General features: G+C 38.5%; 11 protein-coding genes and 1 pseudogene. 10 read left to right on the top strand and 2 right to left on the bottom strand.

Annotated elements, in window-relative coordinates; all coding sequences use genetic code 11:
* Positions 1 to 384 precede the first annotated feature (384 nt).
* From B5Y67_RS08440 to yaaA, 5 genes are all read left to right on the top strand, one after another.
* Positions 385 to 2,160 carry a G1 family glutamic endopeptidase gene (locus tag B5Y67_RS08440; protein ID WP_088226014.1) on the top strand — a complete coding sequence of 592 codons (1,776 nt, stop codon included), beginning with the start codon at positions 385 to 387 and terminating at the stop codon, positions 2,158 to 2,160.
* Positions 2,161 to 2,288: 128 nt separating this feature from the next.
* Positions 2,289 to 3,341 (top strand): metallophosphoesterase, encoded by a 1,053-nt coding sequence (locus B5Y67_RS08435; RefSeq protein ID WP_170932636.1) that lies wholly within the window; start codon positions 2,289 to 2,291, stop codon positions 3,339 to 3,341.
* 382 nt (positions 3,342 to 3,723) lie between these two features.
* Positions 3,724 to 5,940, top strand: coding sequence for an MASE3 domain-containing protein (locus B5Y67_RS08430; protein ID WP_088226012.1), 2,217 nt, complete (start codon positions 3,724 to 3,726; stop codon positions 5,938 to 5,940).
* Positions 5,941 to 6,034: 94 nt separating this feature from the next.
* Positions 6,035 to 6,742: a sulfite exporter TauE/SafE family protein gene (locus B5Y67_RS08425; protein WP_088226011.1), complete on the top strand. Its 708-nt coding sequence runs from the start codon at positions 6,035 to 6,037 to the stop codon at positions 6,740 to 6,742.
* 327 nt (positions 6,743 to 7,069) lie between these two features.
* On the top strand, positions 7,070 to 7,852 hold the full coding sequence (yaaA, locus tag B5Y67_RS08420; RefSeq protein WP_088226010.1) for a peroxide stress protein YaaA: 783 nt from the start codon (positions 7,070 to 7,072) through the stop codon (positions 7,850 to 7,852).
* Between the two features lie 217 nt (positions 7,853 to 8,069).
* Here the strand turns inward: yaaA and B5Y67_RS08415 are convergent, their stop codons facing one another.
* Both B5Y67_RS08415 and B5Y67_RS08410 read right to left on the bottom strand, forming a co-directional pair.
* A complete protein-coding gene (locus B5Y67_RS08415) occupies positions 8,070 to 8,981 on the bottom strand; it encodes a DMT family transporter (RefSeq protein ID WP_088226009.1) in 912 nt (303 codons plus the stop codon).
* A 1-nt stretch (position 8,982) separates the two neighbouring features.
* Positions 8,983 to 9,834, bottom strand: a complete 852-nt coding sequence (locus B5Y67_RS08410) for an AraC family transcriptional regulator (protein ID WP_088226008.1) — start codon at positions 9,832 to 9,834, stop codon at positions 8,983 to 8,985.
* Positions 9,835 to 10,412: 578 nt separating this feature from the next.
* Here B5Y67_RS08410 and B5Y67_RS08405 point away from each other — a divergent pair.
* From B5Y67_RS08405 to B5Y67_RS08385, 5 genes and pseudogenes are all read left to right on the top strand, one after another.
* A complete protein-coding gene (locus B5Y67_RS08405; protein ID WP_088226007.1) occupies positions 10,413 to 10,958 on the top strand; it encodes an AAA family ATPase in 546 nt (181 codons plus the stop codon).
* A gap of 198 nt (positions 10,959 to 11,156) precedes the next feature.
* Positions 11,157 to 11,648 (top strand): hypothetical protein, encoded by a 492-nt coding sequence (locus B5Y67_RS08400; RefSeq protein WP_088226006.1) that lies wholly within the window; start codon positions 11,157 to 11,159, stop codon positions 11,646 to 11,648.
* A 134-nt stretch (positions 11,649 to 11,782) separates the two neighbouring features.
* Positions 11,783 to 12,286 (top strand): DinB family protein, encoded by a 504-nt coding sequence (locus B5Y67_RS08395; protein WP_088226005.1) that lies wholly within the window; start codon positions 11,783 to 11,785, stop codon positions 12,284 to 12,286.
* Between the two features lie 226 nt (positions 12,287 to 12,512).
* Positions 12,513 to 12,815 (top strand): hypothetical protein, encoded by a 303-nt coding sequence (locus B5Y67_RS08390; protein ID WP_140419075.1) that lies wholly within the window; start codon positions 12,513 to 12,515, stop codon positions 12,813 to 12,815.
* A gap of 77 nt (positions 12,816 to 12,892) precedes the next feature.
* Positions 12,893 to 13,276 (top strand): annotated as a pseudogene (locus B5Y67_RS08385) (secondary thiamine-phosphate synthase enzyme YjbQ); the annotation flags it as partial.
* Positions 13,277 to 13,406: the final 130 nt, after the last annotated feature.

Below are 13,406 nucleotides of genomic sequence, written 5' to 3'. Positions count from 1 at the left end.
TATAATTAGAAGTGATAAAATATTCGGTTTTGGACCATGGGGTTGGGGCTTCGGATTTGGATTCCGACCGTTTTGGGGAGGCTTTTGGTGGTAAATCACTAAAACTTGATTATTAACCATCTATCTTATTAGTACTTTGATTTTGTTTGATAGGGAGCGGCTCAAAACAAAGCACCAAGTGATGTTGAAGTTTTGCACCTTGAATTTTGCGTTTAATTCAGGTGCTTTTTTGTTTTTGGAATTTAAAGGCCAAAAAATTTCAATTTCTTTTTACTGTTTTACCATAAATTCTTAATGAAAATTTCAAACTATTGTTTTATAATTAATTTCTCATTTCGATTGTTATCTGAATAATAAACGGAAATCAAAAGAGAGGATTTAAAAATGAAAAAGTTAACAAAGTTAGTTACTTTTTTTGCTTTGATTATAATTGCCTTTAATATGTTTCCGCAAACAGTATTAGCAGACTCGGCTTTTCCAACTAGAATTTCTGGGTCTACCCAATATGATACTGCGGCCCAAATCGCCGATCAAGGTTGGGGAATTTCAGGTTCGAGTACTGCTGTATTAGCGGCAGGTATGACCGGGCCAACCTTAGTAGACGCCCTTTCCGCCGGATCTTTAGCTTCAGCTTTAAATATCCCTATTATTTTAACACAGGGTAATACTCTAACCTCTGTTGCAGCCAATGAGTTGACAAAACTACATGTTACAAAGGTTTACGTGACGAGTGGAATTGCAGTAATCCAACAACCTGTTTTAGATGCGCTTAAAGCATTGAATATTTCGGTTGTACCTTTAGGCGGGTACGATGCTTCGGAAACATCTGTCAATATTGCCAAAGAAATGGCCAAATCAATTTCGATTAATGGATTCGTCTTAACTGGTGGTTCAGGGGCTGACGCCATATCAGTAGCATCCATTGCAGGAGCAAAAAAGATGCCAATTCTTTATACGGATAATGCAGATTCACTGCCAACCAGTATTAGAACCTATTTAACGGGAATTACCAGTGTGAAAAACTATTATATAATCGGTGGAACTGCGATTATTAGTAACGCCGAAATGGCCCAATTCTCCGCCAGCTCTGTTCGTTATGCCGGATATGATGCCTATGACACTAATCTTTCAGTGCTTCAAGGTTTTGATGCTGATATCAATTATGCCAATATCTTTGTTGCTAACGGCCGAACTCTTGTTGACGGATTAGCGGGCGTACCCTTGGCAGCTGGTATGAAGGCGCCAATCGTTTTAACAGATGGAACTAAGGTTAAAGCCGGAATTTATGTCCATAGCAAACTGACCTCGACAAGTGTTGTAACTGCTTTGGGCGGCCCAGCAGTAGTTTCTGCAAATGCTCTAAATGTAATATCAACTAGCTCTTCAGACCCATCAGTAGGGGGTACGCCAGTGACTTCGACAAATCTTCCAGCCAATACGCAAAAATCCGGTAATTGGGCGGGATACATTGATACGCCTTATGTCGGCAGCAGCTATACCAGTATATCAGGCAGTTGGACAGTGCCTAATATCTCCGAGAGTCAACAAGATGCATCTTCTGCACAGTGGATTGGTTTGGGTGGAGTAAATTCATCAGACCTTTTACAGATGGGAACGATGGAAGAAATAATCAATGGGCAAGCTGTAGCAGAAGTGTTTTGGGAGCAGTTGCCTGCACCTGCTCAAATTGTAATGACTGTCCCCATTGGTTCTACTATAAAGGCCAATATTTCTCAATCGGCTGATTCAAGCTCAGTTTGGGATTTAACGTTTACAGTAAACGGTAAATCCCAAACTGGAACAATTCCTTCAGTAACACTTGCTCCATCATATATACAGGGAATAGAAACATCAGCCGAATGGATTAGCGAAGATCCTTCAAATGAGAATGATCAATTGTACCCTTTGGCAAATATGGGTACTGTATCGTATCAGTCTGCAACAGTCAATGGTCAATCATTGTACTCCGCAGGTCATGTTGAGCCAGTTGCTATGGTATCACAAAGTGGATATTTAATGATTGCTCCTTCTATATTGGGGGCGGATGGGCAGTCATTCTCAACATCGGTAATTAGCACTATAAATAATACAACGTTAATTCGGTGGAAGGGTAATCAAGGTAATCCAAGATCTCAAGTAAATCTAGGACAAAAGGTCTGAAAATAAGCCATCCCTTGTATTATAAACCAAGGAGATGGCTGCTTTTTTATTTTCATTTCATTGACGGTTATAAAACATAGTTAATATGCCAGACTAACAATTATAGATTTAAGCCCGGAGGATAAATGGTGTTCATAAAACGAAAAAATCTAGAAGTTGTTTTATTAGTACTGCTAATATTTAGTTCCCTTATATTTTTCTTAAAAGCCTCAAGTATACGTTACCAAAGGATTTCTTTAAAGCCCAAGTTATTTGTTCCCCAAGTCGAGGCTTCTGGTTTAACCGCAAAGGATAAACCAATTTTGACGTTTGGAGTTGTTAGTGATATTCATGTCCAAGCCAAGAATAAAATGGCGAAGTTGAAGTTCTTAAAAATGCTGAGTGATGTAAAAGAACACCTCAATATTCATACTTTAATTATTAATGGTGATTTAGGAAATGGAAGTTCGTCCGATTATGCTGCCCTCCGAAAACTTATAGGTTCACAGGCCAATAACCTGAAAATATTCTATACAATTGGGAATCACGAATTTTATCAAGCTTATGTAAATCCGAAAACCAAACGTTGGAGTCCTAAAACCTTTCCGAATAATGAATCAGACCAAACTGCAATCAACAGATTTTTAAGTTATACAGGACAATCAACCGTATATTATGACAAGTATATTTCCGGGTATCATTTTATTTTTCTTGGTTCAGAGAAGTCGGCATTAAGTGGCAAAAGATACCGGGATAAGACTTATCTATCAACGACACAAATAGCTTGGTTTCAGAAAAAGCTTAAGGAAAACTATGTCCCCCATAAGCCAATCTTTGTTTTCTTACATCAACCCTTTCCCACTACGACTTCGAGTAAAGAGTATCGCTCGATACATAATTACGTACTACAGGAGGATCAACTCAGAACGTTATTAAGTAACTATCCGGAAGTCATCGTATTTAGCGGTCACACCCATTGGCTCTTGGGACAGGGGCGGGAAATTATGCAGGGACCGTTTAACGTTGTGAATGATTCCTCAGTAGAAATGCCAGTAGATCATAACGGTGTGAAAGAATCCAAGGAGAGTCAAGGCCTTCAGGTAACAGTTTATAAAGATCAGGTCGTCATTCAAGGAAGGGATTTTGCAAATAATACCTGGATTACCAAGGCAATACACAAAATAAATTTGTCAAAAGAATAATTAGAACTCACATGTTACTCTTCGATTCTTTTGCTGACATGTTAAAAGCCGCCCCACAGCAAGGGCGGCTTTTAGTCTTCTTCATGTCTTTTCTTTTTTTATCTCTATCTTTATGAATCCTCTGCAATTAGAATACAATAAAGTTTGTGATATTTTGTCAGCTTGATTTCAAGAAGTTATCAAGATTAATGATATGAAGATCAGATCATCTAATAGTAGTCGATTCGCTGGTATTTCGTTCAACTTTAAATGTCTAAGCTTAATTATGACAAGTTTTTCGTTCTTTTTCAGTGAATATATTTTATAATGAAGGAGTCTTTGTCAAAATAATCAGTTAAAATATGAAGACAGCAGCAGTACATAAGGAAGGCAGGGAAATCGTTTGCATTTTAGCAGCACTTTCAAAAATAGTCTGGTAGTTTTATCAGCTGTATTTCTTTTAATAATAAGCAGATTGCTGAGTAGTTCGGTTTATATAGTAATTCAGCCGAGCTATTACCTTGCTATACATACTATTATTGAAACATTTAGTATTGTTGTTTCGCTTACCATATCACTTCAATGTATTATTTTGTATCCCTACACAAAATCTGATAGACGACTATTTCTTGGTATACTCTTTTTATTGGTAGGATTTTTTGATATGATGCATACCTTGTCATATAAAGGGATGCCGTTTTTTGGTTTATCGATAACAGGGGAAAGGGCAACATACTTTTGGTTAATAGCCAGAATCACGGAGGCTATAGGATTAGTATTATACAGTTTAAATCGTATCCCTAGAAAAAAAGTAATTTTAACTTTTGGCTTAACATATTTGATAACAGTATGTTTTATTGTCGTAAAATTGGGCTATCTATTACCGCCGATGTTGAATAAAGCTGGCGGTGTAACGGGATTAAAAGTTATAGTAGAATACATTATCTGTTCCCTGGATATAGCAGCCATTTTTTTGTTGTCAACTAAGTCTTTAAATGATAGGGAAGAAAGAAACTATTTGATTTATGCCTTGTTTTTAATGTTGTTAAGTGAAATTGTCTTTACGTTTTACAAAAACGTATATGATATCGATACCTTTATTGGACATGTCTTTAAGGTTATTGGTTATAGCTTTTTGTTAAGAAGCATCCTCGTCAATAATGTAAAAAAACCCTTCATTCGTGAAATTATATCAAAACACAACTTTGACAAAGTATTCCAGTTTGCCCCCGTAGGACTTGCAATTTTAGAGAAATCAACCTATGTGTTTTTAGAAGTTAATGAATCTTTTAGGAACAATTTAAAAATTTCTCTGGGAGACATTATTGGAAAGACACCTTTAGAGATAGGATTTTCCAAACAAGAATGGCATAAAGTGATTAAATTTATTCAGGAAACTAATTACGGATTATTAGAATCAAAGAATTCAGAAGTAACCCTTAACTCAAAGGTAAATATTACGGTTCAAATATCTATTGGAACGATTAACTTTAATCACAAAGAATGCCTTTTATGTTCTTTTACCGATATAACCGAACAAAAGCGTTTGCAGGAATCGCTGAAAACATCTGAGGAGCGTTTACTCAAAGTTTTTAAGTCGAGCCCAAGTATGATTTCGATTGTTAGAAAATCAGACAATAGCTTAATAGATGTTAATGATCAATTTTTAAGCAAGAGAGGATTCTTGCTTGAAGAAGTAATAGGGAAAACACTAATAGACTTGGGCTTTCCCCCAAAAGAATACAACGACCTTCTGGATCTCCTCAAGAATAGGGGTTATATTACAAATTACGAAACAAAAATGGCTAGAAAAGATGGCCTTAAAGGTTCAATTCTCGTTTCAGGGGAATCTGTAAAATTCAATGGTGAAGAATACATCATATTTTCCACATCGGATATTACAGAATTAAAACGATTACAAGCTGAAATATTTCATTTAGATCGTTTAAATCTTGTGGCTCAAATGGCTGCCGGAATTGGTCATGAAATAAGAAACCCTATGACAACAGTACGAGGTTATCTGCAGCTATTAGGGGTAAAACCAGAGTATAGTTCTCAAAAATCAATTTTTGAACTGATGATTTCTGAACTCGATCGAGCTAATTCAATAATCTCAGAGTTTCTATCACTTGCCAGAACGAAAAAAGCGGAACTTGAACTCCAAAATCTAAACGGTATCTTAAACAATTTGTACCCTTTACTAGAAGCCGATACGTTTAATCAAAATAAGCAGATCGAATTTGTTCCCGGAACCATCCCGGATATCTTAATTAATAAGAAGGAAATAACACAATTGGTGCTAAATCTAACTCGCAATGGGCTTGAGGCGATGAAAGAGCGCGGTCGTCTGAGGATTACAACGTTTTCAGAAACGGGTCATGTTGTCCTTACGATAGAAGATGAGGGATGCGGAATTTCGGATGAAGACTTAGCTAAGCTAGGAACTCCGTTCTTTACTACAAAGGATTATGGGACCGGCCTTGGATTAGCAACATGTTTCAAAATAGCCCAAAATCATCAAGCGAAAATAGATATTGATTCCGGCTTACAAGGAACAAAATTCATTATTACATTTCCGGTACCACTTGAGCTAATGGCGGGGAAGCAAATGGCCGTTTAGAACGATTATTATCCTTTTGATTTAATGTTATTGGTAAGTTTTAGAGCTAGCCGGCATACTATTGAACAGGAATAATTGGACAAGGGGAGATAGTATGGATTTGAGTTATACATTTCCAATCGTTTTAGGTTTAGGGGCACTCCATTCATTAGAACCGGGACATGGAAAGGGAATAATAACTGCTTATCTCGTTACAACCGGGGCAAAGGTTAAGGATGCTGTAATGATAGGTTTGATTTCTGCGATGGCTCATACCCTATCCATTGTTTTATTAGTCATATCCACCTCCTCCGCTTTAAAAGTTATTATGCCGCAAAATCTGACGTATTGGATCCAATTACTTTCAGGAGTTGTTGTAATCTACATCGGTTTAGATATGATCGTTAAGCGATTCTTTCCGAACAACGACACCAACAATGGTTGTTGCCATCATCATATCGGCCACCACTATCAGAAAGATTGTAACCATGATGAGCCTATATCATTAAAAAAGAGGGCTTCCTTACGAAACCTCTTCTTGATGGGGTTTTTTATTGGACTGGTCCCGTGTCCCAGCGCTCTGGCTATTCTGCTGGCAGCTGTTTCGGCGGATCGAATTCCTTTAGGATTAGGTCTAGTCGCCGCTTTCTCCATCGGAAGTGCTCTTACCATGGTGACAATAGGCTTATTAGTAGTAAAGGCCAGCAGTACATTTAAACGGCTCGAAAGGGGGCGGGTCATTGATAATTTATCAATGGTCTCGTCTTTACTGATCCTGTTTCTCGGTGCAGCAGTTATGTTACAATCAATTTACCACATTTAAGCGGCTGTTTTTGACCTGTTACATTCAAACTAGCCAATACACCTTGCTCCTTAGCCCGAAATCCTAAAGTTTCGAAGTAGTTGCTGCGTTGAATGTTATTTTTTGCATAGTGGTCTGATGTGAATAAAGGCACCATAATTCTATCTGTATCCAGTCAAATAAATTCTTCCCGCACGAGTACTTATTTGTTATTATTATTTTAAATTATGAACATAGGCGTGGCAGTATCTTCGCTTGATTTGGCTAGGAAAAATTATCCCAGTCTACGCAACCTTGAGTCTGGAAGAATAGCCTTAATAGTTTACTGCCTAAAAAGGATGAAAATACTTGAAAATTATTATCTCACCGGCCAAGAAAATGAATATGGACTCCGATTTTCTTTCGCCCCGCAATGCCCCTGTATTCCTTGAAAAAACCCAAACGCTTAAAGAATATCTGCAAAGCCTTACATTCGAGGAACTTAAAAAGCTGCTTTGCTGTAACGATGAGATAGCAAGACTGAATTATGACCGCTATCAAAAAATGGATTTGCGCGGCTGCACAAATCCAGCTATTTTAGCCTACGATGGTATTCAGTACAAGTACATGGCACCGCAGGTTTTTGAGTACGACTATTTTGACTACATTGAAAGTCATCTGCGGATTTTGTCCGGATTTTATGGGATATTGAAACCTTTCGACGGTGTTGTTTCTTATCGATTGGAAATGCAGGCCAAGTTGAAAACTGACTTCTGTAACAATCTATACGACTACTGGAAAAACGATATCTATCGGGACTTAACCCGGAATGATACCATGATTTTAAATCTTGCTTCGGCTGAGTACAGCAAAACCATTGAGAAATACCTGACTGCTAACATTAATTATGTTACCTGCAAATTCGGTGAGCTGATCGGCGGTAAACTTATCGAAAAAGGAGTTTATGTAAAAATGGCCCGCGGTGAAATGGTGCGTTTCATGGCTGAAAACGCCGTTGAGGATTTAGATAAAATCAAAGAGTTTAATAGACTTGGCTTTGTTTATAATGATGAGCTGTCGGATAACAATACGATTATATTTGTCGCAAAATTGGAGCATGGATTAGTTGGGAGTCGAACTATAGGACTCTGAAAATAAACTCGTTAAAGCTAAACATCGGAGAGGTGGCGGGGGGACTCTACTCCCACCGAAGCAAGGTATTGGAACCACTCCTACTTCTGTCATTGGGAGTCTTACGATTGGATCAAATAATACCTTCATAGTAGAAGCCGGTTGCACTTTGCAATCGGCTTCTTGCAGGTGCCAGCGTATATCGCACTGCTCTTGCATTTTCTTCAAGAACCTACATTTATACATCTACATCGCTTTGTTTAACAAGCATAATTGTCCTTCTCTCAGAAATATAAAGTCCTGCCAAAGTAAGGAGCGCTCCCACAAATGCAACCCATGTAATTATTTCATGAAGGATAAGAGCAGATGCCGCGATGGTAATGACGGGGACAATATAAATATATACGCTCGTTTTTACAGCTCCTAAAATACTAACAGACCAATTCCAACTGACAAAACACACTGCGGAAGCCCCTAAACCCAAGAATAAGAGATTGAACATATTTTGTACTTTTGTAAACGCATAATAATCAAAATGACAGGGTACAAAGAAAAGAGCCGGAATCATAAAAAGTAGTCCATAGAAGAAAACCTTGCGGGTACAGCCAATGGTATTATAGTTAAATCTGCTGATTCTGCGCATTAAAACGGAGTAAACTGCCCAAACAATCGCCGCAAGGGACGCTAATATATCCCCTATAGGATTTACCCTTAAAATATAGCTGCCGTTGAGCATAACCAGTACTATCCCGATGATCGCGACGATAAAGCCTATAAAAAACTCTGCACGTAGATTTTCACCCTCGAAAAAGTAAGCCAAAAGTGCTGTGAATAATGGTGCAATAGAAACGATAATGCCCACATTGGCTGCCAACGTAAACGTAAGTGCGATATTTTCCAGAAGAAAATATAAGGTGACACCACATAATCCTGCTATTGCAAAAAGAAGTTCTTCCTTAAAGTCTTTAGTTTTCAAGCGATGGGGATACACGAGAAATAAAGTTATGTAGCCGATAACAAAACGGAAAAGTAATATTTCAATAGGGGTAAAGTCCTTCAGTAATAGTTTAGTGGATATAAAAGTTACTCCCCAGATAAGAATCGTACCAAGTGCTGATAAATGTCCGGCAACAATTTTACGGTTATCCATATCAAATCTCCTCTCCCATGGATAGCAAAGGTTTTGGATTGTTTTGAAAAATTTTCAGGTACTGCTTTGGTGTTAAGCCGATAAGTTTTTTAAAGAAATTCGAAAAATGACTCTGGTCACTGAAACCTGTTTGGAAAGCCACATCTAGGGGTGACATGCCCTGTTCTAAAAGCTTTTTTGCGTTATTAATACGGATCGTAACGAGATAACTGTAGGGAGAAATGCCTTTCTGCCGAGTAAAAGAACGGAGTAAATGGTATTTACTGAGCCCTGTTAATTCGCTTAGTTTATCCAGAGTGATGGGTTTGGAATAGTTTGACTCCAGATAAGCACAAGCAGTTTTTATCTCTGAAGTAGATTCTTGCGAGAACGATTTAGGAATTGTATCGGAGTAGTCTTCGATTAATTGCTCTAAGAGAAATAAAAACAGCTCTTCCTTAATAAAATCATTTTCTTCCCCGAAGATCATAAGATTGAGTTCCCGCAGGGAGGCAGCAATCTCATTGTGATAGAGAACTGTCTGCTTAAAGTGAGGCAGACTGCCATTGCCCGTGATTTCCTCTACAGTTCGGCGCATTATATTAGGCTCTATATTAATACACCTATAATCCAAGGCCTTTCCATCGACTTGTATACAGGTATGAGTATCCTGAGGATTGAATATGGTAATGTTTCCGGCGTTAAGAATATAATTCTGATTATTACAGGTTAGATAGCGTTTGCCCGATTCGATAAATCCGAGGACATAATAATCGTGAAAGTGGTTTGGGAATTTCTGCATAATGCCTTTAAATTGGTAAGCCTCAATATTTAGATTTGTATCATAGCAAATGTTTCTGATCTCATTGACCATTTGTTATATAACTCCTCTTATTTATTTTCATCTAATCATAACATTTTTAATGAGGAAGATCTTGTATGATATTGCTCTCCTAATCCGAAATGTGCTCTGGGTTTTTACTTATATAGGCAAAAACGGGAGACGTTGATATCTTTTTAGCAACAATTTGTACAGATACAGTGGTATAATTAGGAATACGATGGGGGAGAGCGGTTAGTGAAGCTTAGAATCGGCCCTGACGCCAATTCCGTCAGTCGGTAGACACTTTACGCGGCAATTTGGCTGAAAGCTATTTACTTACGCCAACCCCAGCCCCCCGCTAATCTCAAGAAGAAATAGCCGCGTAATAAAGGTTTGCTAGCGATCCGTCTGAGGGAGTGCCGACGGGAACGGTGGATAAATAAACCCTAACAGCCAATGCTGCGGGGTTGACCTTACCTAACCAAAGGCGCTCACCGAACCGGAAAGCTGGAGGCTGAGGGATGCGTCACATGACAGTATTCCACCAATTGTTCCCAAAGATGTCCCTGGGGGCATTAGGTACACCGCTATTTTCGGTCACAAAGTATTAAGTCAAAGGGATATAAGTTATGATTAAAAGAATACATATTTTAGGAGCATCTGCTTCGGGGACAACAACTCTTGCAGCGGCTTTGTCCCAAAAATTAGGTTATATTCATTTTGATACAGATAATTATTTTTGGGTTCCTACAGAAGTACCATTTACGCAAATAAGAAATGTCGAAGAGCGTCAAGAACTTTTAAAAATAGATTTAGAAAAAACAACCAGATGGATTTTGTCCGGCTCATTATGTGGCTGGGGCGATATTTTTATTCCATATTTTGATTTAGTAGTCTATTTGTCACTACCGAAAGAGATCCGGATAGAAAGGTTAATGGAAAGAGAAAGACAAAGATATGGTAAAGAAATTGAAAAAGATGGGAAAATGTATCAAATTCATAAAGAGTTTGTGGAGTGGGCTTCACAATACGATGAAGCTGGAACTAACATGAGAAGTAAGGCTTTACATGATATTTGGCTTTCTAAATTGTCCTGTCCAGTTTTAAAAATAGAAGGGGACAAGACAGTAGAAGAACGGTTGGACATCGTTATTAGACAACTAGAAAGGGTTTGATCTTTATCTCTTCAGTGTTGGGGTTCTCAAATGGGATCCTAATCCAAAATCTAATTACCTACATCGCGTCCCGCTTAAGCTCAATAAGAAATAGCCGCCTGGTAAAAGCTAGCTTCTGGTCGAGTGGCGGGAGTCAATCGAAAGTTGTTGGTAAGAAGGGATACTGGGCTGAGAAACAATTAAACAGGGAGATATCAAATGAAGCGTAGTGTCAAGATAACTAGTGGACTGTTGTTGACAGTTATCATGATCTTTGTTGTTTTAACTGCTATTCCAAATGTGACACATCATTCAACTAAAGCAATAATCAAAAAGACACTTGAATCAGTGTTAGTTTACAAGCAGTTACCGGATTATAATTTACTGCTTGACAAAGGTAATAACAATATAGTTGTGTCAAACGAGAACATAGACACAAATTGGATTTCACAGCTACCTGGAATTAATATAACCGTTTTATCTCCAAGTGCCATCCAAGAGAAATCTAAAAAAGATGGCGAGTACTTATATCTTCGGTTTACGAAAGTTGACATTGGGATATTAATTGCGACTGTTTCACTTGACAATACATGGGCTAGCCCACCAAATGGGAATTTTGGGTACCTAAGTGGTGGAAGAATTAAACTAAAGTTTTATAACATACTTGGAAATTGGGTTCAAAGTCCGATAATTGAAAGTTGGATTTCATAAAAAGCGTTATGTATTTGTTCATGGCTCAACTCCACTCTTTCTCAAAAAAAGGCTCTTTTCGTAGGGGGGAGTTATGAGATTTGTGCTGAAATTCTAAGTGTAGGATGATGAATTAATCAGGTGGAGGTAAAGACATGTCAGTACGTAAAGAAGTTCTACTTGCACAAATGAGAGCTTGTCGAAATCAGGATGGATGGTTTGCCCCATTGAACATTGCTTTACAAGGACTAACGGCAGAGCAAGCAGCAAAACAAGTTGGACAAACTGGGAATTCGATTTACGGTATTGTTAATCACCTAGTATTTTGGAATGAACGATATTTGCAGCGGTTTAAGCAGGAAATTGTGCTTCCCCTAAACATCTCAAACGCCGAAACGTTTGGGAATATAGATTCTGATGGAATTACCATGAACTGGGATGATTTAAAAATTAAGTTAGATGATCTACTTGCTCAATGGGAAGAGGCCATCATTAATTGTGATGATGCGAAATTGGATGATCGGACTAACCCGGATAACGAGGAATTGTGGTGGACTTCTCTAGCATACTTGGTAATTCACAACGCAAATCATATAGGACAAATTGTACATATTCGTAAAGAACTAGGTTTGTGGGAAACCTGGGGAAACATTGGATGATAGCTTAATTAATTAGTCACCCGGTCAATTGCACCCAGCTACCCCCAACCCCAAATCCCCATAAATCCCTGCCCCTAGTCAAACTACCGAACTCCTTCAATACCGCACCGCAGGATGGGATGTCTACCTATCGGATAACTGAACCGGAAAGCTGAGGGATGCGTTGGATGGGAGAGTAGTGTTAGGCGTGGAATTATGTAGAGCTGAGTGGAAGCGGGTGTTGCGAGTGAAAAGATTATTAATTTTACTTATGATTGCCTTTTTACTTATAACCTTAGGCTGTTCCACCTACGCTCAGAATAAAGGGCCCTTCACAGGCCCACCGATGAATTTGGTTCAACAAATCTCAAAACGCTATGGCGAAAGCCATCCGGAAGTAATTCGTATTAATACGGATTTGACTGACGGAACCCATCAGCCAATGTTTCTGGTTTTTCTAAAGGGGAATTTTTCAAAAGGCAATCTTAAAGCAGCGAGACTTGAATTTTCAATTTTGGCCAATGGCTCTAAAGCATGGGCAAGGGCGTGACTCTTACCAAAGAGGGACTGGGGAAGCTTAGAGATGTATTGGGTGAAATGAATCTGTAAGTAGCGGGGGAACCATAAATGATCAATGAGCTGCATATTAAAACCAAGAAACACGACGTAATGATCGATATAACTGTCCAAGTACAAAACTTTGTTACTACCCAAAATATCCTGGATGGTCTTGCCGTAATTTATTGTCCCCACACTACTGCTGGAATAACAATTAACGAAAATGCCGATCCGGATGTACAAAAGGATTTTCTCCGGAGACTTGATGAGATTTACCCCTGGGATACTCCAAAAGATCGTCACATTGAGGGTAACTCCGCTGCCCACCTGAAAGCCAGCACAGTTGGATCATCCCAAACCGTAATTATTAATAACGGAAAATTACTTTTGGGCCGCTGGCAGGGGATTTACTTTTGTGAATTCGATGGGCCGAGGGAACGGAGTTGTTATGTTAGTTTCTACACTATGACATGGGAAGGGCCCGATAATACTGGAGGATCATCATGGCAGTTAACGAAAGTTTCAAAGAATATGTAGTTGATCAACTTGGAAAATTAGGATATGTAACGGTCAAAAAGATGTT

The sequence above is a fragment of the Desulfosporosinus sp. FKB genome, assembly GCF_002196705.1.
Taxonomy (GTDB): domain Bacteria; phylum Bacillota; class Desulfitobacteriia; order Desulfitobacteriales; family Desulfitobacteriaceae; genus Desulfosporosinus.
This window is presented reverse-complemented; position numbering and strand designations above follow the sequence as displayed.